The following is a 22,773-nucleotide window of genomic DNA, read 5'->3' on the forward strand; positions in this document are numbered from 1 at the left end:
GGGGTGACTCACTTGACGGCACCGGCGGTGAGGCCGGCGACGAAATAGCGCTGCAAGGCCAGGAACCCGGCGACGACCGGGATGCTGACCACCAGCGAGGCGGCCATGATCTGGTTCCAGTAGACGTTGAACTGGGTGGAGTAGCCCTGCAGGCCGACGGCCAGGGTGCGGCTGCCCTCGTCGGTCATCACGGAGGCGAACAGCACCTCACCCCAGGCGGTCATGAACGCGTACACGGTCACCGCGACCACGCCGGGCACGGCGGCCGGCAGGATGACCCGGAACAGGATGCGCAGCGGCCCGGCCCCGTCGACCTGCGCCGCCTCGTCCAGCCCGCGCGGGATCGAGTCGAAGTAGCCGACCAGCATCCAGATCGAGAACGGCAGCGAGAAGGTCAGGTACGTGATGATCAGGCCGGTGCGGCTGGCGTACAGCTCGATTCCGGTGGCGTTGCCCAGGTTGACGTAGATGAGGAACAGCGGCAGCAGGAACAGGATGCCGGGGAACATCTGGGTGGACAGCACCGTCACCGAGAAGACGCCCCGGCCGCGGAAGCGGTATCGGCTGACCGCGAACGCCGCGAAGATGGCCACGGCCACCGAGCAGACCGCCGCGACGCTCGACACCACCAGGCTGTTGACCAGGTAGCGGGCCAGCGGCACGGTGCTCCACATGTCGACGAACGGTTGCAGGGTGGGCCGGCTGGGCCACCAGGTGAACCCGTTCTGCACGTCCCGCAACGGTTTCGCCGCCGAGGTGATCATCACGTACAGCGGAATGACGACGAAGAGGGTGAGCAGGGTCAGCACGATGCGCCGGCCCCAGCGCTCACCGGCGGTCTCACGCATGGTCGTCCCTCCGGCGGTTGGTGATCAGCAGGTACGCGGCCGAGACGACCAGCAGGAACAGCAGCAGCGCCACCGACATCGCCGAGCCCGACCCGAAGTCCCAGGTCTTGAAGGAGCTGCGGTAGATGTGGATGGAGATCAGGTCGGCCTGCTCGGGCGCGGAGCCGCCAAAGAGCACGTACGGGGTGTTGAAGTCGTTGAACGTCCACAGGAACAGCACCAGCAGCAGCACCAGGTTCACCGGCCGCAGCATGGGCAGGGTGACCGAGCGCAGCCGGCGCCAGAATCCCGCGCCGTCGATCGCGGCGGCCTCGTACAGCTCGCCCGGCACGTTCTGCAGGCCGGCCATCAGGCAGAGGAACGCGAACGGCCAGTTGCGCCAGACCGACACCACCAGCAGTGACCAGAAGCTGTTGTCGCCGATCAGCCAGAAGGGCCGCTCGTTCAGCAGCCCGAGCTGGTCGACGAGCACGTGGTTGACCAGGCCGGTGTCGCGCTGCAGCAGGAAGCTCCAGGTGATCACGGCGGTGTAGACCGGCAGGGCGTACGGGGTGAGGAACAGCGCCCGCAGGATGGCCCGCCCGCGAAACGGCTTCTGCAGCACGACGGCCGCCGCGATGCCGAGCAGCCAGGCGAACCCGACCGAGAGCAGGCTGTAGATCAGCGTCACCCAGAACGAGTGCAGCAGCTCCTTGCCGGCGGCGGAGTTCAGGTCGAGCGTGGCCCGGTAGTTCTCCAGCCCGACGAAGGGCGCGGTGGACCAGTCCCGGATGTGGAACTGGGTCAGCTCCAGCAGGCTCATCCAGACCCCGACCACCATCGGGATCACGTGGATGGCGAGTTCCAGCACGATGGCCGGGGCGAGCAGCAGGTACGGCAGGAGCGAGCGGCGGGGGCCGCGCGGCCGGCGGGCGGCCCCCCGGGCGGGTGACCCGGCCCGGGGTACGCGCCGGTCGGCGTTCGGCGCGGTGGTGCTGGTTGCCATCGGGGTCCTCTCGGAGGCGGTGGCCGTGGCCGGGCTCGTCGCCCGACCACGGCCACCGGCGCTGCGTGGGTCAGCGCATCTTCTGCTGCGCGTCGGTCAGCTTCGCCTTCACCGACTGCTCGGTGACCGGCTTGCCGCTCGCCGCGTCGGCGAACAACTCCTTCATCGCGGTGCCGACCAGGGTCTCGAAGGTGCTCTCGTCGGGCACCTGCGGCAGCGGGGCGGCGGTGGTGACCAGCGTCTCCTGGATGCTCTTCTGCTCCGGCGCGCTGAACGCCGGGTCGGAGGCAGCGGTCTTCACGGCCGGCAGCGAGCCGTACGTCTTGTTGAGGAGCGTCTGCTCCTCGTCGCTGGTCATGAACTTGACGAAGCTCAGTGCGCCGTCCTTGTTCTTGGTGTGCTTGAAGACCGCCATGTTGATGCCGGCGACCATGCTGTTGACCTTCTTGCCGCCGGCCGGCGGGCTGGCCAGGAACGGCACCGGGGCCACCCCGTACGCGTCGGCGGGCATGTTCTGCGTCTTGAGGTTCGAGCCGGCGGACTGCCAGAGCAGCATGGCGGCCTTGCCGTTGGCGAAGTCGGAGACCGACTGGTTCTGCGCGTACTCCGCGTTGCTCGGGTTGGTGATCTTGTCGGCGGCCATGAAGTCGATGTAGCGCTTGATGGCCGAGACGTTCTGCGGGGTGTCGAAGGTCGGCTTGCCGGCCGAGTCGAACCACTCACCGCCGTACTGCTGGCTGAAGGTGAAGGCGTGGTGCGCGTTCTCCGACGGGTTGGCGCCCTCGATCGCCAGGCCCCACTTGCCGCCGGTGCTGAGCTTCTTGCCGTACTCGGCGAGCTGCTCCCAGGTGGTCGGCGGCGCGGTGATGCCGGCGTCGGCGAACGACTTCTTGTTGTAGTACAGGCTGTACGCCATGCTGTAGAGCGGCACGGCGGCCGGCGGCTTGCCGGGGGCGCCGGCGGCGGCGAGCGCGGCGGGCACGATCCGGTCCTTGCCGCCCACGGCCTGCAGGGCGGCGTCGTCGAACTCGACGAGCGCGCCGGTGGCCTGCAACGACGCCGACCAGGTGTTGCCGATGTTCACCACGTCCGGGCCCTTGCCCGAGGCGGCGGCGGCGAGCAGCCGGTTGAGCAGGTCCGACCAGGGGACGACCTCGACGTTGACCTTGATGCCGGACTGCTTCTCGAACTTGTCCAGCTCCGGCTGGAGGATGGTCTTGTCGGCCTCCAGGCTGGCGCCCTGGTTGCTGGCCCAGTAGGTGAGGGTCTTGGGCGATGCGGCGGAGTCGTCGCCGGAGCCGCCACAGGCGGTCAGCGATGCGGCGGCCAGTACGGCGGCGGTGAATATCCCGAGGTGTCGTCTCGACACGGTCAGCCCTTCCGGTGCGTGGTGGGGGTCCGCCGGCCGCCGTCGTCGATAGGGGTGCGGCGACGGTGGTCGGCTGCGGACGGGGTTTCTCCGGATGCGCCGTCGGGGGTCCGCCGGCGTTTCCCGGGAGTTACATCACGGCTTAATGAATGTCGTCATTAAAGTTGCTGGCAGGTGGGTCGTCAAGCACGGTGCGGTTACAGTCGCCACCAACGGCCGACGGGAACGAGGTGACGAGTGGAGCTGGCGCGTGCCACCAACCGGAGCGTCCGGCTGCGCAACCGGTCCGCCCTGCTGACGAAGCTCTTCCTCGATGCTCCGCTCACCCGGCAGGACCTGGTGCGCAGCACGGGGCTGAGCCAGCCGGCGGTGAGCAACGTGGTGGCCGACCTGATCGACGAGGGCATCGTCGCCGAGGCCGGCGCCGCCGAGTCCGACGGCGGCCGCCCCAGCATGCTGCTGCGGGTCGCCCCCCGGTACGCCTTCGTGATCGGCGTGGACGTCGGCGAGACCCGGGTCCGGGTCGAGCTCTTCGACTTCGCGATGACCCTGCTCGCCAGCATCGAGTACCCGCTCGACCCGGCGCGCACCGAGCCCGACGTGGTGGCCGGGCACGTGCTGGCCGGCATCGAGGTGGTCACCGGGAAGGCCCGGGTGGCCACCGCCGACGTGCTCGGCGTCGGTATCGGCGTCTCCGGCGTGGTCGAGCAGGGCGTCCAGGCCGTCGTGCACGCCCAGGCCCTCGGCTGGGACCGGGTGCCGCTGGAGCGCCTCATCGCCGCCGGCACCGACCTGCCGCTGCACATCGACAACGGCGCGAAGACCCTCGGCCAGGCCGAGATGTGGTTCGGCGCCGGGCGCGGCGCCCGGCACGCCGTCTTCGCGCTGGTCGGCTCCGGCGTGGGCGCGGCCGTGGTGACCAACGGCGCCACCTACCGGGGCGCGTCCAGCAGCGCGGGGGAGTGGGGGCACACCACCCTGGTGTACGGCGGCCGGGCCTGCCGGTGCGGCGCGCGCGGCTGCCTGGAGGCGTACGTGGGGGCGGAGGCGATCATCGACCGCTACCGCGAGGCGCGTCGGGGTCGCGCCGTGCCGGGCGAGGACGAGGAGTCGCAGCTCGCCGCGCTGGTCACCGCCGCCGAGTCGTCGGCCACCGCCCGCCGGGTGCTGGACGACACCGCCGGCTATCTCGGCGCGGGGGTGGCCAACCTGATCAACCTGTTCAACCCGGAGCGGGTCGTCCTCGGTGGGTGGGCGGCGATGGCGCTGGGCGATCTGCTGCCGGCCGTCCGCGAGGCCGCCGGTCGGCAGGCGCTGCGCCAGCCGTACGAGCAGGCGTCGATCGAGCTGTGCCGCCTCGGCGTGGACGCGGTGGCCCTGGGAGCGGCCACCCTCCCGATCGCCCGCTTCCTCACCGACGGCGGCGTCCGCCGCACCTGACCCCGCCTCCTCCTCCACCCGGTGATCAAGAGGTTCGCGTCATCCTGGGCGCGATTTCTGACGCAAACCTCTTGATCACCGGGAGTGGTCGGGGTTGGGGGGACGGGGGTGGGGGACGGGGGTGGGGGTTGGGAATTACACAAAACCGATCCTCGGGATAAATAACGAAGTTATAGATCGATGTCTTGACTCCGTCGCAATCTCGCCGCAACACTCCTACGAGAGCGCTCTCCTCTCCCCGCGGCGTCGCATCGGCGGCACCACCCACGGCACCACGGGCGAAAACCGCTCCCCACCCCCGGCGTCCGTAACGCCCTATCGACAGGCGATGTCATGACATCTCGTGCTACATCCGTACGCCCGCGTCCCCGGCGGCGGACCGTCCGGCACCTCCTCGCCGGAGTCGCCGTGGCCCTGGTGGCGGCCCTGACCCCGGCTGTGGCCACCGCCCCGGCGCAGGCCGCCCCCACCCTGCTGTCGCAGGGACGCCCGGCGACCGCCTCGTCCACTGAGAACGCCGGCACCCCCGCGTCGGCCGCCGTCGACGGCAACACCGGCACCCGCTGGGCCAGCGCCTTCAGCGATCCCCAGTGGCTTCAGGTGGACCTGGGCGCGCGGGCCACCATCAGCCAGGTCAACCTGCTCTGGGAGGGCGCCTACGGCCGCGCCTTCCAGCTCCAGACCTCTGACGACGCGGCCACCTGGACCACGATCTACTCGACCACCACCGGCGCGGGCGGCACCCAGAACCTCACCGTCACCGGCGCCGGCCGGTACGTGCGCATGTACGGCACCGCCCGGGGCACCGGCTACGGCTACTCGCTCTGGGAGTTCCAGGTCTACGGCGAGACCGACGGCGGCACCTCCACCTGCGGCAGCACCAACGTCGCCCAGGGCAGCCCGGTAACCGCCTCGTCCACCGAGAACGCCGGCACCCCGGCGTCCGCCGCCGTCGACGGCAACACCGGCACCCGTTGGGCCAGCGCCGCCAGCGACCCGCAGTGGCTGCGCGTCGACCTCGGCAGCACCCGCACGATCTGCCGGGTGACGCTCACCTGGGAGGCCGCGTACGCCCGGGCCTTCCAGCTCCAGACCTCCGCGGACGGGTCCACCTGGACCACCATCTACTCGACCACGACGGCCACCGGCGGCACGCAGAGCCTCACCGTCACCGGCAGCGGTCGCTACCTGCGCGTGTACGGCACCGCCCGGGGCACCGCCTACGGCTACTCGCTGTGGGAGCTGGCGGTGAACACGACCGGCGGCGGCACCACCGAGCCCCCGGTCGGCACTACCGACCCGTACAACCCCAACCTCGGGCCGAACACGTACGTCTTCGACCCGAGCACGCCGACGTCGACCATCCAGAGTCGACTGAACACCCTCTTCACCCAGCAGGAGACCAACCAGTTCGGCCCGCAGCGCTACGCCGTGCTGTTCAAGCCGGGCACCTACACCGCCGACGTCAACCTCGGCTTCTTCACCCAGGTCGCCGGGCTCGGCATGAGCCCCGACGACGTCAACCTCAACGGCCACGTCCGCACCGAGGCGTTCTGGATGGGCGGCAACGCCACCCAGAACTTCTGGCGGGCCGCGGAGAACCTCTCGGTCACCCTGCCCGCCGGGCAGACCGTGGAGCGCTGGGCGGTGTCGCAGGCCGCGCCGTACCGGCGGATGCACCTGCGCGGCGCGCAGAACCAGATCCAGCTCTGGAACGGCGGCGACGGCTGGTCCAGCGGCGGCCTGCTGGCCGACACCCGCATCGACGGCCTGGTCGTCTCCGGCTCGCAGCAGCAGTGGTACTCCCGCAACAGCGAGTTCGGCAACGGCTGGACCGGCTCGGTGTGGAACATGGTCTTCCAGGGCGTCGTCGGCGCCCCGGCGCCGAGCTTCCCCAACCCGTCGCACACGGTCATCGCGCAGACCCCGCAGGTGCGGGAGAAGCCGTTCCTGTACGTCGACGGCACCGGTGAGTACCGGGTCTTCGTCCCCGCCCTGCGCACCAACTCGACCGGCACCAGCTGGTACAACAAGACCCCGGCCGGCTCGTCGATCTCGCTGTCGCAGTTCTACGTGGTCCAGCCGGGCACCAGCGCGGCCACCATCAACGCGGCCCTCGCCCAGGGCCGGCACCTGCTCTTCACCCCGGGCGTGCACCACGTGACCGAGCCGATCCAGGTCAACCGGGCCGACACGGTGATCCTCGGCCTCGGCCTGGCCACCATCCAGGCCGACAACGGCAGCGTGGGGATGCGGGTGGCCGATGTGGACGGCGTCAAGGTCGCCGGCCTGATGTTCGAGGCCGGCACGACCAACTCGCCGGTGCTGATGGAGGTCGGGCCGTCCGGCTCGGCGGCGAGCCACGCCACGAACCCGACCTCGCTGCACGACGTGTTCTTCCGCATCGGCGGGCCGCACGTCGGCAAGGCCACCAACACGCTGACCGTCAACAGCGACAACGTGATCGGTGACCACATGTGGCTGTGGCGGGCCGACCACGCCGCCAGCGGCGTACCGACCGGGTGGACGCTGAACACCGCCGACACCGGGCTGACCGTCAACGGTGACAACGTCACCATGTACGGCCTCTTCGTCGAGCACTACCAGAGGTACCAGACCGTCTGGAACGGCAACGGCGGCCGGACGTACTTCTACCAGAACGAGCTGCCGTACGACGTGCCCAACCAGGCCGCCTGGATGAACGGGTCGATCCGGGGCTACGCCGCGTACAAGGTCGCCGATTCGGTGACCAGCCACGGGGCGTGGGGGCTGGGTAGCTACAGCTACTTCAACGTCAACCCGGCAGTCGTCGCGGACCGGGCCATCGAGGCGCCCACCAACTCGAACGTGCGGTTCACCAACATGGTGACCGTCTCGCTCGGGGGTGTCGGCACCATCAACCGGGTGATCAACAACGCCGGCGGGACCGCGAACGCGGCCACCCAGCAGGTGTACCTGACCACCTACCCCTGACCGGGGCGCCCGCGCCGGCCCGTTCGCGCACGTGACCGGGCTGGCGCGGGTGGCACCGAGGGCCGGGCCGGCCCGGTCCCGCCGAAGACCGGGCCGGCCATGGTCACACCTCAGTACGCCAGCACCTCGGCCGCCGCGCGCTCGCCCGCGCGTACCGCCCCCTCCAGATAGCCGGCCCAGCGGGTCGCCGTCTCGGTGCCCGCCCAGTGCACCCGCCCGACCGGCGCTCGCAACCGCGGCCCGTACGTGCGCCACGCCCCCGGAGTCAGCACACCGCCGAAACAGCCCCGCGTCCACTCGTCGGCCGACCAGTCGTACTCGACAAGCGCCACCGGATCCGCCGCGCGCGGCCCGACCACGGCCGCGAACGCGTCGAGCACCCACTCCCGCCGCCGCGCCGGGGACATCTCCCGCAGCGCGGCGGCGTCGCCGGCGTAGCTGAACCCGGTCAGCACGCCGCGCGGCGAGGTCGGGGTGGAGTTGTCCACCGTCTCGGTGAGCGGTCCGGCGCTGCTGGTGGACACGCCGGAGCGCCCGTCGGCACGCCAGAACGGCTCGGCGTAGACGGCGTGCACCTTCCACGCCGACCCCATCGGCATCCGCTGCGTCAGGCCGTCGCGCAGCGCCGGCAGCGGGGGGTCGTACCGGATCCGGCCGGCCAGCGCCGGTGCCAGCGCGACCACCACGGCGTCGCCGTCGACGGGCCCGGCGTCGGTGCACACCGTCACCCCGTCCGCGTCCTGCCGGATCGTGTGCACCGCGGCGCCCAGCCGCAGCGTCTCCGGCGGCAACCCGGCCGCCATCCGCTCGGCCAGCGCCGCAGGACCGCCCACGATCCGGTCCTGCTGCGCGCCGCCGGCCATGCTCAGCAGTGGCCCGGTGCCGCCGGCGCTGCGCAGGTAGAACAGCAGGTGCAGCAGGGACAGCTCGTCCGCGGCGGTGGCCAGCAGCCCGCCGGCGAGCAGCCGTCCCAGATAGTCGGCCGTGTCGGCGTCCCCGGCCGTGGCGCGCAGCCAGCCGCCGAGCGTCGTCGCGTCCCACCGCGCGGCCTCCGGCGCCCGCCACGGCTCGGCCGGGTCCAGGACGGCGGCGTACTCGTCGAGCAGCCCGAGTACCCGGGCGACCTGCGCCGGCGGGTCGGGTCGCCGCTCGCCGGCCCACAGCAGGGTGGACGCGCCGAGCGCCGCCGAGGCGAAGGTGACCAGCCCGTGCTCGGCGACCAGCGCGTACATCCGGTCCTGGGTCGGGCCGATCCACTGGGCGCCCAGGTCGAGCTGCGTCCCGTCGGGCAGCCATCGGGTCAGCACCCGCCCGCCGACGCGGTCGCGGGCCTCCAGCACCCGCACGCGCGCGCCGGCCCGGTGCAGCGCCACCGCGGCGGCGAGACCGGAGAAGCCGGCGCCGACCACGACCACCCGGAGGCCCTCGGACACGGCCACGGTCTACCCCAAAGCGTCGGGCATATGACTCTTCGCCGGCCCGCAGCGATGATCGCGGTCCGGGTGGGGTGGCATCGACGGTCCTATACTGTGCCTACCGGTCGTGGAACCCGTGAGCGGAGGCGGGCGTGCCACTCTTTTTCCTGAGTTACGCCCAGGAGGACAACCGCAACAGCCAGATACAGGAGTTCTTCGTCGATCTCAGCGAGGCGGTGGCCGGGCTGGCCGCCCTCCACTGGGACGAGGCGGGGTTCATCGACGGGCACATCCCGCTCGGCAGCACCTGGCCGGACACCCTGTCCGACGCGTTGTCCACCAGCGCCTGCCTGGTCGCGCTCACCTCGCCGCGGTACGTCGTCAGCGACTACTGCGGTCGGGAGTTCCAGGTCTTCGCCGACCGGATCGACGAGCACGAGCGGCAGTTCCACGTTCGTCCGCCCGCGATCGTGCCGGTGCAGTGGCTCCCGTGCGACCGGCTGCCCACGGCGGTCGCCGGCTTCCAGTACCGCAACTTCCACACCGGCACCGCCTACGCCCAGGACGGCCTGCTCACCCTCAAGCAGCGCAAACGGCACGAGGACGATTACAAGGACTTCGTCGACGCGCTCGCCCGGCACATCGTGCAGACCGCCCGCGACCACACCCTGCACCGGCCGGCGCAGCGCCCCGTGCTGTCCAAGGTGACCAGTGCCTTCGACCGGCCGGCGAGGCCGCAGGCGCACCACGGCCCGAGCATGTCGACGGCGGTGCAGCGGGCCACCAGTGCCCGGCACGTGCACATCGTGCTGGTCGCCGGCAGCTCCGCCGAGCTGGCTGGCAGCCGGCCCGGCGCCGAGGACCGCTACGGCGCGGTCTCGCGGGACTGGCGGCCGTACCGGCCCGAGCTGGAGGTGCCGATCGGCAGCTGGGCCGGGGCCATCGCCACCACCAAGAGCTACGGCTGGACGGTGGAGGACGCCGAGGAGCTGGCCGTGGTCCGGGAGTGGGCGCGGGCGCACAACCAGATCGTCGTGCTGGTGGTCGACGTCTGGTCCGCCGACCTGCCGCGCTACCAGGTCAGCCTGATCGGCTACGACCGGGACGTGAACTCGCCGCGGGCGCCGGTGCTGGTGCCGTGGACGGCCGCCGACGACGCGGCTGCCGGCGGCAACCGCAAGATGTGGGACACCCTGGCCCGGGTGCTCCCGCATCACGTGCTGCACAACACCCGCGACGTGTGGCGCACCGAGATCGCGACCTCCGCACGCTTCCAGGAGGAACTGGAGGACGTGCTGGTGGTCGAGCAGGGTCGGATCTACCGCACGGGCACGGTCTACCAGGAGCCGCCCACCGACGGCTCCGGTCTTCGCCCGATCCTCGAAGGTCCCTAGGGGAGGCACGCCATGGCGGTGAACGAGACGGCACGCGGCCAGATCGTGACCTTCTACTCGTACAAGGGCGGCACCGGCCGCACGATGGCGCTGGCCAACGTGGCCTGGATCCTGGCCAGCCAGGGGTTGCAGGTGCTGGTCGTCGACTGGGACCTGGAGTCTCCGGGCCTGCACCGCTACTTTCATCCGTTCCTGCGCGACAAGGAGCTGCGCGCCACCCCCGGCGTCATCGAGATGATCTGGGATTACTCGATCGCCACGATGCAGCGCAACCGTGACGAGGACTCCCAGGAGATCCTCACCGGTCATGCCAAGATCCAACGACGCGCGGTCTCGCTGAACTGGGACTTCAGCCACGGCGGCGTGATCGACTTTGTGGCCGCCGGGCAGCAGGACTCGGCGTACTCCCGGCTGGTGAGCACCTTCGACTGGGCCAACTTCTACGAGCGGCAGGGCGGCGCGTCGTTCATCGACGCGGTCCGGGCGCAGATGCGCGCCGAGTACGACGTGGTGCTGATCGACAGCCGCACCGGCCTCAGCGACGTCGCCGGCATCTGCACCGTCCAACTGCCCGACCTGGTCGTCAACTGCTTCACCATGTCCACCCAGAGCATCCGTGGCGCGGCGGCGGTGGCCCGCTCCATCCGCAGCCAGCGCCCGGACGACCCGCCGCTGCTGCTGCCGGTGCCGATGCGCGTGGAGGACGCCGAGCTGCGCAAGCTGGAGACCGGTCGGGACCTGGTCCGCGCCGAGTTCGCCCCGTTCCTCGACCACCTCTCCGACGCGGCGGCCGCCCGCTACTGGAACACCATCGAGGTGCCGTACCGCACGTTCTACGCCTACGAGGAGATCCTCGCCGCGTTCGGCGACCGGCCCGAGCAGGTCGGCACCCTGCTGGCCGCGTACGAGCAGCTCGCCTCGGTGATCACCGACGGGCGGATCACGCAGCTGCACCCGATCGGCGAGACGGACCGTCGCCGCTCGCTGGCCGAGTTCGAACGGAGCCGGCTCACCGCCGAGCAGGCCGTGCTGCTCAGCTACGCCTCCGCCGACCGGCTCTGGGCCGAGTGGATCACCGACCAGTTGGAGGACGCCGGGCTGCGGGTGGACCGCCGCGCGCTGGACGTGCCGCTGCTCGCCGGCGGGCGGGCCGAGTTCGACCGGGCCGTCAGCGGCGCCAGCCGGGTGCTGGCCGTGCTCACCCGGCACTACGCGAGCACCTCCCTCGCGGGTGAGGTGTGGAAGACCGCCACCGGCCGCGACCAGCTCGGCGGCGGGGGAGTGCTGGTGCCGCTGCGGGTCGACGAATCGCGGCTGACCGCCCCGTACAGCGAGCACAGCCCGGTCGACCTCACCGACAGCGACCCGTCCACCGCGCGGACCCGGCTGCTGGAGGCGGCGGGAACGCCGACGATCACGGCCGGCGGTCGCGCGGTCGGCCGGTTCCCCGGCCCGTTCCCGGCGATCTCCAACGTCCGCCAGCACGGGACGCCGTTCGTCGGCCGCGCCGCCCAACTGGAGGCGCTGCGCGACCGGCTCACCACCTCGCCGGACTCGGCCACGCAGGTCGTGCACGGCCTCGGCGGCGTCGGCAAGACCCAGCTCGCCGCCGAGTACGCGCTGCGCTTTGGCCGCGACTACGACCTGGTCTGGTGGATCCCGGCGGACAGCGAGGACCGCATCCGCGGTGGTCTGGCCGACCTCGGCCAGGCGATGGGGCTGGGCACGGGCGGCGGCGCCGAGGCGGCCCGCCGGGTGCTCGACACGCTGCGCCGCGCCGGGCCCGACCGGCGCTGGCTGATCGTCCTGGACAACGCCGACAAGCCCACCCGCGCCACCCGGTCGCTGCTGCCGCAGGGGCCCGGCCACGTCCTGCTCACGACCCGCGACCAGAGCTGGAGCGAGTACGCCACCGCGACCGAGCTGACCGTCTTCGACCGCGCCGAGAGCGTCCAACTGCTGCGCGACCGGGTCCGCGGGCTCACCGAGGCCGAGGCCGCCCAGGTGGCCGAGAAGCTCGGTGACCTGCCGCTCGCCGTCGAGCAGGGCGCGGCGTACCTGCGGGCCAGCGCCATGCAGGTCGAGAAGTACCTCAGCTCGCTGGACACCCCCGGCCTGCTGCGCATCCTCGACGGCCGGCAGTCCGCCGGCTACTCCAAGGCGCTCGCCGCGACCTGGCTGTTCACCCTCGGCCAGTTGCGCGAGGAGAAGCCGGCGGCGGCCCGGCTGCTGGAGCTGTGCTCGTTCTACGCGCCGGAGCCGATCCCGGTCGCGATGCTCACCGGCGACCGCTTCGCCAGCTTCATGGCCCCGATCGACCCGACGCTGACCGACCCGATCCTGCAGGGCCTGGTCACCGCCGAACTGGGCCGCTACGGCCTGGCCCAGGTCGACGCGGAGAACAACTCGGTGCGGATCCACCGGCTGGTCCAGCTCGTCATCCAGGACCAGCTGGCCGACCCCGACGAGGCCCGCCGGGAGGCCCAACTGCTGCTCGCCGCCGCCAGCCCACGCGACCCCGACAGGCCGGTCAACTGGCCGCGGTACGCCGAGCTGTGGCCGCACGTACGCCCCAGCGGCCTGCACCTGTCCACGATGGACGAGGCCCGGCAACTGGTCGTGGACATCGTGCGCTACCTCTACCGCCGGGGCGACTACGACACCAGCCGCGCACTGGCCGAGGAGTCGCTGGCCGCGTGGCGCGACACCGACGAGGACGACCCCACCAAGCTGCGGATGCGCTTCCACCTGGCGAACGTCCTGCGCGCGCAGAGCCACTTCGACGGGGCGTACGAGATCGACCGGGACGTCTACGACCGGCAACGGCGGATCTTCGGCGAGGAGCACCTCTACACCCTGATGACGGCCCGCAGCCTCGGTGCGGACCTGCGCGCCCAGGGTCTCTACCACGAGGCCGAGGCTCAGGACCGGCGCACCCTGGAGCTGAGCGTGCGCAGCTTCGGCGACGACAGCGGCCGTACGCTGACCGCGGAGAACAACCTCGCCGTGTCGCTGCGCCTGGTCGGTGACTTCCGCGGCGCTGCCGCGCTCGACCAGAACATCCACGAGCGGCGGCGGGACCGCTTCGGTGAGGAGGATCCGTCCACCCTCGCCTCGGCCAGCAACTACGGGCGTGGCCTGCGCGACACCGGCGAGCTGTGGCGGTCGCACAGCGTCCTGCAACGCACCTACACCATCCAGCAGAAGGTGATCGGCGCGGACCATCCGGAGACCCTGCGGACGGCGAAGGAGCTGGCGCTCACCCTGCGTCAGCTCGGGCGCTTCGCCGACGCGCACCGGCTGATCGAGCGGACCGTGGTCCGCTACCAGCGCACCCTGGGCGGTGAGCACGCCGACACCCTCTCCGCCGAGATGGCCCTGGCCACCACCTGGTCGGCGGTGGGCGACAACCAGACCGCCCTGCGGGTGGCACGCCGCCTGCGCGACGGCTACAACGAGGTGCTCGGCGAGTCGCACGCCATCACCCTGGCCTGCCTGAACAACCTCGGCGTGCTGCTGCGCAAGCAGGGCGACCACACCCAGGCCCGCGAGCTGTCCCAGCGGGTCCGCGACCAGTTGCTGACCAACCTCGGCGAGCGGCACCCACACACCCTGCTGGCCACCCTCAACCTGGCCAACGACCTGTTCGCCCTCGGTGACCGCGACAACGCGTTGCTGCTGGACACCACCGCGTACGTGGAGCTGACCCGGGCGTTGGGCGCCGAGCACCCGGACACGCTCTCCGCCTCGGTCAACCTGGCGTTGAGCCGGCAGGCCACCGAGAGCGAGGCGGACGCCGGCCGGGCGCTCTACGACGAGGCGTTCGGCCAGTTGGTGCAGCTCTTCGGCGGTGACAACCCGCGGGTGATGCAGGCCCGCCAACGGGAACGCTCCAACGCCTACATCGAACCGGCGCTGCTCTAGTGGGACGGGATGGTGCATATGTCGAGGCGGCGTAGGCCACGGAGCCGGGTCCCCGCCGAAGGGCCGCCGCAACCATCGAACGGGTCGTCGAGGTCGCGCAGGATGGCATCGCGGTTGGCGGCGATCGTCGGCGCGAGCGGCCTGCTGGCCGCCCTCACCGGCGTGGTGGTCGCCCGCAGCTTCGATCCGGTGGTCGATGGGGCCGCGGACGTAATCGGCAGTGACCCGTTGCAGGTGTACGCGGTTCCGGACCGCGACCTGGGCGCGGAGCTGGATGCTGCCTGGGTGTCGGACCGTCCACTGCCGTCGAGCATCACGACGGGCGGTCAGAGCCCGGAGCGGCTCACCGCTGTCCTGCTCGCCGCGGGCGTGGTCCGGGCGGGTCAGGCCACGACCGCGGTCACGATCGAGAACAAGCGCTCCGATACGGCTGTCCTGACCGCGATCACCGCCTCCGTGCACCGGCGTGCCGTGCCGCTGAGCGATTCCTTGGTCGTCATTTCGCGGGCGGGGGGTGGCCCCGGTGCGGGTCCGGTCGCGCTCGGATTCGATCTTGACGGGCCCAGTCTGTCCGCGCAGGCGTTCGGCAAGCACGACGTCTTGACCGGTCCGTATCTTGACACAACCGGCCTCACGCTGACCGGCGGCGAGAAGCTGAGGTTCAATTTCGTCGGACGTACGAAATCCAGCTATGTCGAGTGGTCAATCAAGATCGACTATGTGGTCAGTGGTCGGGCCCGGACGCTGACGGTGCTTCCGGGCGGCTCTCCCATGCGGGTGACCGCACTGACCAGCCGCTATTCCCACTCGTACCGATGGAATGACGAGGGCGTGCAACGGGTGCCGGTCGAGCAGGTGTGCGGCTCGGACTGCCGGCGTGAGCAGTGGCGGAAACCGGAATGAGGAGCGGGTTCGGGATAAGACCTGGTGTGCGCATCGTCCTCCTGACTGTCGTCCTCTTGGTGCCGTCCCTCCTGACGGCGCTTCTCGTGGTGCGGAACGAGGGCCGACACCAACCATCCGGAACGCCCGACGTCCAGCCCGTCGACACGGCGTCAACACCACCGGCCACAGTGCGCGCGGACGTGGTGCCCTTCCAGATCGGCGCGCTCGCCACGCCGCTGAAGACCGGCGAGAAGCCGCCTCCCGCCCGTACCTGTGCGGAGGCGATGAATTGGATGCGGGCGATAGGTGGCGCGGCCATCGGTGAGGCACGGGCAGAGATCTCGATCCGAGTCCCGAGACGGGTGCAGGTCAACGTCCGCGACATCCGGGTGCGAACCGTCGACTCCGAGGTCGTCGACCCTCGAGCCGCCGTCGTCTGCACCAACTCCGACTACACGGTGGATCCTCGTCCGGGGAACTGGCGCTTCGCGGAGACGTTCGGCATCCTGGGCGCGCCCGCATCGACCAAGACCGAGGTCGTAGAGCTTGCGAGGCCCGAAGAGTCCGTCGATCGGCCGGCAGTCAGAATGTCGTACCTGGGCGTGACCAGCGAGGACCTGGACGTGCCGGCCGGCGGGGACCTGCGGGTGCCGTTCTACGTGACGGGGCATGGCGGGCCCGCCCACCGGATCGGGTTCCAGATCGAGGTCGACGTGACGATCAACGGCGTTCAGGAAACCCACATCCTCGACGATGGTGGCCGCCCCTTCTCCCTCTACGACAGCACGTTGCGCTACCTCGACGCCAACTACGACTGGCTGGCGGACAGGAGGGAGTGGGTGGTCAATGGAGGCGATCGGACCATTTCGGTCGCTCCGGCCACTGTGCCGACGACCAGGTGGTGCAAGGCGCTCTCCCTCGCCGAGGTCCGACGGGTGCTGCGACAGTGGGTGGAGGCGCAGTCGTTCGACTCGGATTTCCGGCCCAGCTGCGCGTGGTTCGACGGCGCCGTACGACTCAATCTCGCCCTGGACCTCGAGCCAGACGAAGCGTCCGCGAGGGCCGAGTTCGCCTCCATGCGCAACGGGACGCTCGGCCTCGGGGGCGGCATCAAGCCGCACGTCGTCGACATCGGAGACGAGGCGGTGGCGGTGGCCGGTTCCGGCATCTACGAGGTGTTCGTCCGAAGTGGTGCGGAGATGATGAGCCTTACCCTCGGCGATCCCGAATTCCGGAATGACCCAGCGGTGCTGAGCGCGCTCGTCGAACTCGCCCGAACCGCCGCCGAACGCCTCTGGTGACGACGGCTCGGCCGCTTCCTCGTGGACGCGTACAATGATCACCGACGTTGCGTCAGGGCGGCTGCCACCGTGAGCACATCGGTATCAGGGACCGCCTGATGGGTTGCGCGGACCAGGTCCGGCCGCGCCATCAAGGTGTGCGCCGCGTCGGAGTGGCCGCCTCGACGGGCAGCGAGCATCAAGCCGACCCACGCGTCGCTGTCTTCGGGATCATCGATCAGCCGCCGCTGGTACGCCATCAACGCGCCCGCTACGTCACCTGCGACGTAAGCCCGGTCCGCCGGATCGTCAGTGAAAAACCCGCTGCCGGGGGCGACGAGGCGGCGGCGCACCGCCGCCTCGGGGCCACTGCGCACGGCTAGCGCGGGTCGAGCCGCGGTGGCCGTCACGATAGGTGCGGGGCCGCCGCCCGACCATGGCTCGCCTCGCCGCACGGCGCGTAATGCCAGCTCGACCTCCATGGGGTCGGGAACCAGGTTGGCCAGCCCCCACCGCACCGCGCTGGCGTCCGCCACGTCCCGCACCGCCGCCGCGACCGCGCCGTCGACCGGGTCACGCCAGCCGCGCAGGGTGCTCGCCATGTCGGCCACGAACGACCGGCCGGCCGCGGTCAGCTCGGCCGCGTCGGCGAGCTGCCGGACGGCGCGGATGGTCTGCTCCCGCCAGTACGCGTACTCGAACGCGGCGGCGGTCCCCTCGTGCCGCCGGCAGCGCCACACCTCGGCCACCCCCAGGTGCGCGTACGCGCCCTGCAGCAGCGCGCCGACCGGGCGCGGGTCCAGTCGCCAGGGCGCCCGGTAGCGGGCCGGCCCACCCGGGCGGTGAAGCGGAACCAGATCGAGCAGCGCGCCGAGTTTGGTGTGCTGCAACTCGTGCACGAGCAACAGCGCCAGGGTCCGCGCGTCGGTGGGCACGGAGAGCGCTATGGCGCCGAGCGCGTCCCTGCTGGTGGCGCTCACCGGGTTGCCCGAGGGCGGCGGTCGCAGCGGCACGAGTGTGCGCAGCAGCCCGGCCAGCGCGTCGGCGTGCGCCGGAAGGTGGGCACGCAGCCACTGCCCGGCCTCGGCGGTGAGCCGGTCCAGTCGGTCGGCCGACACGTCGTTCAGTCGGGGTGCCGACGGCCGGTGGTAGCAGTCGCGCCACGGGTCCTGGTCGTCGACCAGCACCTCGACCGCGTCGAACGGCCTGGCCCTGCGTACCGGCAGCCAGCCGATCCCGCCGACGCCCGCGTCGAGCAGCCGGCCACCGCCGGCCTCGACCCGTACCCCGTCCGCGTCGCCGCTGGCGGCGTCGATCCGCAGCGTGCCCGCCTCGCCGGTGAGCCGCACCGGGCTGTCGAAGGGCAGGCCCGTCGCCGCGCCGACGGTGGGCAGCGGCAGCACACCGTCGGCCGGGCGGGGCAGCGTCAGGGTGAACGTCAGGCCGGCGCGGGTCGCCGCCGCCGCCGCGAGCGCGGCCAGGTAGGCGGGCCCGGCGGCGCCGTCCAGCGCGGCGCGGGCCCACCCGGTCACCGGTGGATGGGTCAGCACCGCGGCCACCGTTGCCCGGTCGGCGTGCTCGGCGCGGGTGAGCAGCTCCAGACTCTGCCGGACCAGTGGCTCGTCACGGCAGGCGCGGGCCGCGGCGACGGTCAGCAGCCGACGGCGACCGAGCTGCCCGCCCCGCAACACCGCGACCGTTGCGGCGTCGCCGTGGCCCCCGGCCAGCCCGGCGAGCTGCGCCGCCGACAGCGGGCCCGTCATGGGCGTGCCACCGGCGTCGGCACGCTCGCCCCGGCGACGCGACGGCGCAGCGCGTCCAGGTCGGCGGTCACCACCGTCCGCACGTGCTGGATCAGCCGCAGCAGGTCGGCACAGTAGACGGACGGGTTGGCGAAGCCGGCGCCGTCGCGGAAGCGGTGCGCGTACAGGCCGCCACCGCAGACGTCGACGACCGGGCAGGCCCGGCAGGCCGGCGCGAGCGCCGCGGTCCCGGTGGGACGCCCGGCCAGCGACGGGTGACGCAGCGCCTCGTCGAAGCTGTGCCGGAAGACGTCGAAGCCGGTCCGCATCGCCGACGCGGTGGTCGTCTTGAGCGTGTCGGTGCCCTCGATGGTGCCGTCGGTCTCGATCGTCATGACGTCCGGCTCGGCGGCCCCCAGCGCCTGGGTGCCGCTGCGTCCGCCCAGCAGCAGCGTGATCAGTGACTCGAACAGCCGGATGCCGGTACGCCGGGGCGTCTCGGCGTACCAGCGGTCGAAGACGGCGATCAGCCAGTCCGCGTACGGGGTGGCGGGGTCGTCGGGGTGGCGCCCGGGTGGGGGAGCGCTCCAGTTGCCGTGCGGCAGCAGCAGATCCAGGCGGGGTGGGTCGAACTCCCGCAGGCCCTCGTAGACGGCGATCGGGTCGTTGGCCAGGTCGACCGTGCAGAGCAGACCGGCGTAGCGGGCCCGGTGTTCGGGCCGGGCCAGCAGGCGCAGCGCGGCGGCCACCTCGACGAAGCTCCCCCGGCCGTCGGCGTGGCGGCGGTGGCGGTCGTTGGCGGTGCGGTCGCCGTCCACGCTCACCCCGACGTCGATGCCGTGCGTGTGGCACAGGTCGAGCGCCGCCTCGTCGAGCAGGAGCCCGTTGGTCTGCATCGCCACGTCGAGTGCGACGCCGGAGGGCATCGCGGCGCGCAGCGTGCGTACCGTCCGGTCGAGCACGGCGGGGCCGGCGAGCAGCGGCTCCCCGCCGTGCAGCACCACCCGGACCCGGTCGGTGCCGTGCCGGGCCACGTGGGCGGCGAGCCGGTCGGCGACCCGGCTCACGGTGCCGGGGGCCATGACCCGTGGCCGAGTCCGCCAGCCCTGGTCGGCGTGCCGGTAGACGTAGCAGTAGTCGCAGGCCAGGTTGCACCGTGAGTGGACCTTCAGCACCACCTGGCGGATGCGGGGCGCGGCCACGGCAGGGCGGTGTCGGGTGGCCGACGGCGGGGCGTCGGCCGGCACGGTCAGAAGCTCGACTCGAACGCCGACACGTCGCCGGGCCGGCCCGGCTCACTCTCGGCGGCCAGCGTGCCCAGCACGTGGGCCAGGACGCCGTCACCGGCGCCGGCCAGCAGGTCCGCCAGAGGTACGTCGCCGAGCTGCACCAGAGCGGTGCCGACAGTGCGTCCGATGGGCGGCTGGTCGTGGTCAGCCACCGTGGACCGTCCTTCGGTCGAAGACCGGCACCTGCGTCACCGCTGCGCTCACTCCGCCTTTCTACACCATCGCACCCGGCCCCGGACGGCGCGACACCGCAGCCCGTACGCGCTGGCCACCGTGCCGTTACCTGGCGTACGACCGGGGCCGCCCGGCGCGGCGTCGCACACCCGCGGCCGGGACGGCCGATTTTTTCCGGCCGGCCTGTCGAGGTGGGCGGTAGTCGTTCGTATGGAGGATGAGAGGTCGGCGTCGCGCCGGCCGCCACGAGGAGGAACGATGACGCTCTACCTGCTCAGCATGCACCAGCCGCAGGGTGGGGTGCCGGAGCCGGAGTTCCTGGCACAGGTGATGCGCGAGGTCGGCGAGCTGCGCGACGAGCTGGCAGCCGCCGGGTCCTGGGTCTTCGGTCAGGGTCTGCACGGGCCGGAGACCGCCACGGTGCTGCGCGCCCGCGACGGTGACGTCCTGGTCACCGACGGACCGTTCGTGGAGGGCAAGGAGTACCTGGGCGGCGTCACCATCATCGACGTGCCGGACCTGGACGCCGCCCTGCACTGGGGTCGCCGCTACGCGCTGGCCACCACCCTGCCGATCGAGGTCCGCCCCTTCCGGCCCGGGGCCGGAGACTGACCGTGCCCGACGTGGAGGCGGTGTTCCGCGCCGAGTACGGCCGCGCGGTCGCCGTGCTGGTGCGCCTCCTCGGCGACATCGACCTCGCCGAGGAGGCCGTCCAGGACGCCTTCACCATCGCGCTGCGCCGGTGGCCGGACAGCGGGCCGCCGCCCAGCCCGGCCGGTTGGATCATCACGACGGCCCGCCACCAGGCCATCGACCGGCTGCGCCGGGAGGCGACCCGCGCCGACCGGCACGCCCAGGCGGCCCTGCTGTACGCCGCCGACCCACCCGACGAGGAGGGGCCCGTGCGCGACGACCGGCTACGTCTGATCTTCACCTGCTGCCATCCGGCGCTCGCCCCGGCCACCCGCGTCGCGCTCACCCTGCGTCTGCTCGGCGGCCTGCGCACCGCCGAGATCGCCCGCGCGTTCCTGGTGCCGGAGGCGACGATGGCGCAGCGACTGGTCAGGGCCAAGTCGAAGATCCGCAACGCCCGCATCCCGTACCGGGTGCCGCGCGACGCAGACCTGCCCGACCGGCTGCACGCCGTGCTCGCCGTGCTGTACCTGATCTTCAACGAGGGGTACACGGCCAGCGCCGGCCCGCACCTGGTCCGTGCCGAGCTGTGCGTCGAGGCGATCCGGCTGGCCCGGCTGCTCGTCGAGCTGATGCCGGACGAACCGGAGGCGCTGGGCCTGCTCGCGTTGATGCTGCTCACCGAGTCCCGCCGGGGCGCGCGGACCACGGCGGACGGCGAGCTGGTGCCGCTCGGAGAACAGGACCGGGACCGGTGGGACCGCGCCCTGATCGCCGAGGGGCAGTCGCTGGTGCGTCGCTGCCTGCGCCGCGACCGGCCGGGGCCGTACCAGATCCAGGCCGCGATCGCCGCCGTGCACAGCGCCGCGCCGCGCGCCGCCGACACCGACTGGCGTCAGATCCTTGCCCTGTACGACCAGCTGACGGTGGTCGCCCCCGGCCCGGTGGTGGCGCTGAACCGGGCCGTCGCGCTCGCCGAGGTCGCCGGTGCGGCGGCGGCGCTGGCCGAGGTGGACCGCCTCGATCTGCCCGGTTACCACGTGCGGCACGCCGTCCGCGCCGACCTGCTGGCCCGGCTCGGCCGGCGTGGGGAGGCCGTCGAGGCGTACCGGACGGCCGTCGCGCTGACCGACAATTCGGCCGAACGGGCCTTTCTCGACCGCCTGGCGGCGGCGGTGTCGGCGGGCTGACCGCGCGTTTGCCGGCCGCCCCGGGCGGGAAACCGAGCCGCCCGTCGGCCGGGGTTTCCACCCCTGGCCGCAGCAGCGGATGGAGGCGGCCATGGCGTACCGACCGGCGACCGTCGACACCGTGCCCGACCTCGGCACCCTCACCCTCACCCTGGGCGTCGAGGAGGAGTTCCTGCTGCTCGACCCGGACAGCGGCCGGAACCTGCCGGTGGCCGACCAGGTGCTGGCGGCGCTGCGCGGCCCGGCCCGCGACCAGGGCCGCCAGGAGTTCCGGCACAGCATGGTGGAGATGGTCACCCCGGTCTGCGCCGACCTCACCGAGCTGCGCACCCACCTGGTGGCGCTGCGCCGCTCCGCCGTCGAGGCCGCCGCCGTGGCCGGGGCCCGGCTCGTGGCGGTCGGCGCCACCCCGGTGGCCGAGCCGCACCGGACGGTGCCCGACCGGCCGCGCTACCACGCCATGTCCCGCCGGTACGGGCCGGTGGCGCACGATCCGGCGGTCTGCGGCTGTCACGTGCACGTCGGGCTGCCGGACCGGGAGCTGGCCGTGCAGGTCTGCAACCACCTGCGGGTGTGGCTGCCGGTGGTGCAGGCGATCACCACCAACTCGCCGCTGCACGACGGGTACGACACCGGTCACGCCAGCTGGCGGTCGATGCAGTTGGAGCGCTGGCCCAGCATCGGCCCCACGCCGTACTTCGACTCCGCCGCCGACTACGACCGCACCGTCGACGAGCTGATCGCCGCCGGCATCATGCTGGACGCGGCGATGGTCTACTGGTACGCCCGGCCGTCGTCGGCGTACCCGACAGTGGAGGTCCGTGTCGGTGACGTCTGTCCGACCGTGGACGACGCCGTGCTGGTCGCCGCCCTGGTCCGCAGCCTGGTCGCGACACTGGCCGACGACGTACGCGCCGGGGTGCTCGCCCCGCCCGTGCGCGACTGCCTCGTCGCCGCGGCGCACTGGCGGGCGGCCCACGACGGCCTGGACGGCGAGCTGATCGACCTGCGCGCCGGCGGCGCCCGACCGGCCTGGGACCTGGTGGACGAGCTGATGGCGGTGATCGCCCCGGCGCTGCTGCGTCACGGCGATCTCGGTTACGTGCTGGCCCAACTGGCCCGGCTGCGCCGCGACGGCACCGGCGCGACCCGACAGCGACGGGTGCTGGAGCACACCGGCGACCTGCGCGCGGTCATCGACGACCTCGCCGCCCACACCGCCGCTGGCTGAC

At 72.2% G+C, this 22,773-nt stretch carries 16 protein-coding genes; 9 read left to right on the forward strand and 7 right to left on the reverse strand.

Features of this window, described 5'->3' with window-relative positions; translation table 11 throughout:
- Nucleotides 1-8 precede the first annotated feature (8 nt).
- From ABZU53_RS10255 to ABZU53_RS10265, 3 genes are all read right to left on the reverse strand, one after another.
- Nucleotides 9-848 carry a carbohydrate ABC transporter permease gene (locus ABZU53_RS10255; protein ID WP_355065166.1) on the reverse strand — a complete coding sequence of 280 codons (840 nt, stop codon included), beginning with the start codon at nt 846-848 and terminating at the stop codon, nt 9-11.
- Nucleotides 841-1,833: a sugar ABC transporter permease gene (locus ABZU53_RS10260; protein ID WP_355065168.1), complete on the reverse strand. Its 993-nt coding sequence runs from the start codon at nt 1,831-1,833 to the stop codon at nt 841-843. Before ABZU53_RS10260 ends, ABZU53_RS10255 begins: the two co-directional genes overlap by 8 nt.
- A gap of 70 nt (nt 1,834-1,903) precedes the next feature.
- Entirely contained in the window at nt 1,904-3,202 is a 1,299-nt protein-coding gene (locus ABZU53_RS10265; protein ID WP_354863172.1) for a sugar ABC transporter substrate-binding protein, read from the reverse strand.
- Nucleotides 3,203-3,439: 237 nt separating this feature from the next.
- On the opposite strand from ABZU53_RS10265, the gene ABZU53_RS10270 reads away from it, so the two are divergent.
- Nucleotides 3,440-4,642 (forward strand): ROK family transcriptional regulator, encoded by a 1,203-nt coding sequence (locus ABZU53_RS10270; RefSeq protein ID WP_355065170.1) that lies wholly within the window; start codon nt 3,440-3,442, stop codon nt 4,640-4,642.
- Nucleotides 4,643-4,975: 333 nt separating this feature from the next.
- A complete protein-coding gene (locus ABZU53_RS10275) occupies nt 4,976-7,615 on the forward strand; it encodes a discoidin domain-containing protein (protein ID WP_355065172.1) in 2,640 nt (879 codons plus the stop codon).
- Between the two features lie 110 nt (nt 7,616-7,725).
- On the opposite strand, the gene ABZU53_RS10280 is transcribed toward ABZU53_RS10275, so the two are convergent.
- Nucleotides 7,726-9,048, reverse strand: a complete 1,323-nt coding sequence (locus ABZU53_RS10280) for an FAD-dependent oxidoreductase (protein WP_355065174.1) — start codon at nt 9,046-9,048, stop codon at nt 7,726-7,728.
- Between the two features lie 134 nt (nt 9,049-9,182).
- Here ABZU53_RS10280 and ABZU53_RS10285 point away from each other — a divergent pair, with 134 nt between their 5' ends.
- The 4 genes from ABZU53_RS10285 to ABZU53_RS10300 all read left to right on the forward strand — a co-directional run bounded on the left by ABZU53_RS10285 (nt 9,183) and on the right by ABZU53_RS10300 (nt 16,534).
- Nucleotides 9,183-10,424, forward strand: a complete 1,242-nt coding sequence (locus tag ABZU53_RS10285) for a TIR-like protein FxsC (RefSeq protein ID WP_354862737.1) — start codon at nt 9,183-9,185, stop codon at nt 10,422-10,424.
- A 12-nt stretch (nt 10,425-10,436) separates the two neighbouring features.
- Entirely contained in the window at nt 10,437-14,348 is a 3,912-nt protein-coding gene (fxsT, locus tag ABZU53_RS10290; protein WP_354862739.1) for an FxSxx-COOH system tetratricopeptide repeat protein, read from the forward strand.
- A 102-nt stretch (nt 14,349-14,450) separates the two neighbouring features.
- Nucleotides 14,451-15,251, forward strand: coding sequence for a hypothetical protein (locus ABZU53_RS10295; RefSeq protein ID WP_355065176.1), 801 nt, complete (start codon nt 14,451-14,453; stop codon nt 15,249-15,251).
- Nucleotides 15,248-16,534, forward strand: a complete 1,287-nt coding sequence (locus ABZU53_RS10300; protein WP_355065178.1) for a hypothetical protein — start codon at nt 15,248-15,250, stop codon at nt 16,532-16,534. Before ABZU53_RS10295 ends, ABZU53_RS10300 begins: the two co-directional genes overlap by 4 nt.
- Nucleotides 16,535-16,572: 38 nt before the next feature.
- Here ABZU53_RS10300 and ABZU53_RS10305 read toward each other — a convergent pair whose 3' ends face one another.
- From ABZU53_RS10305 to fxsA, 3 genes are read right to left on the reverse strand one after another with little or no spacing between them, the layout of a single operon-like run.
- Complete coding sequence (locus ABZU53_RS10305; RefSeq protein ID WP_355065180.1) at nt 16,573-18,276, reverse strand: HEXXH motif-containing putative peptide modification protein; 1,704 nt, start codon at nt 18,274-18,276, stop codon at nt 16,573-16,575.
- Nucleotides 18,273-19,502, reverse strand: a complete 1,230-nt coding sequence (locus ABZU53_RS10310) for an FxsB family cyclophane-forming radical SAM/SPASM peptide maturase (protein ID WP_355065182.1) — start codon at nt 19,500-19,502, stop codon at nt 18,273-18,275. The genes ABZU53_RS10305 and ABZU53_RS10310 overlap by 4 nt, the downstream gene beginning before the upstream one ends.
- Before the next feature lie 2 nt (nt 19,503-19,504).
- Nucleotides 19,505-19,696: an FxSxx-COOH cyclophane-containing RiPP peptide gene (gene fxsA, locus ABZU53_RS10315; protein WP_354859636.1), complete on the reverse strand. Its 192-nt coding sequence runs from the start codon at nt 19,694-19,696 to the stop codon at nt 19,505-19,507.
- A gap of 280 nt (nt 19,697-19,976) precedes the next feature.
- On the opposite strand from fxsA, the gene ABZU53_RS10320 reads away from it, so the two are divergent.
- The 3 genes from ABZU53_RS10320 to ABZU53_RS10330 all read left to right on the forward strand — a co-directional run bounded on the left by ABZU53_RS10320 (nt 19,977) and on the right by ABZU53_RS10330 (nt 22,772).
- Complete coding sequence (locus ABZU53_RS10320) at nt 19,977-20,330, forward strand: YciI family protein (RefSeq protein WP_354859633.1); 354 nt, start codon at nt 19,977-19,979, stop codon at nt 20,328-20,330.
- Between the two features lie 2 nt (nt 20,331-20,332).
- Nucleotides 20,333-21,541: a sigma-70 family RNA polymerase sigma factor gene (locus ABZU53_RS10325; RefSeq protein ID WP_355065183.1), complete on the forward strand. Its 1,209-nt coding sequence runs from the start codon at nt 20,333-20,335 to the stop codon at nt 21,539-21,541.
- A gap of 91 nt (nt 21,542-21,632) precedes the next feature.
- Entirely contained in the window at nt 21,633-22,772 is a 1,140-nt protein-coding gene (locus ABZU53_RS10330; protein ID WP_355065185.1) for a glutamate--cysteine ligase, read from the forward strand.
- Nucleotide 22,773: the final 1 nt, after the last annotated feature.

It is taken from the genome of Micromonospora sp. NPDC005194 (assembly GCF_040608335.1).
Lineage (GTDB): Bacteria > Actinomycetota > Actinomycetes > Mycobacteriales > Micromonosporaceae > Micromonospora.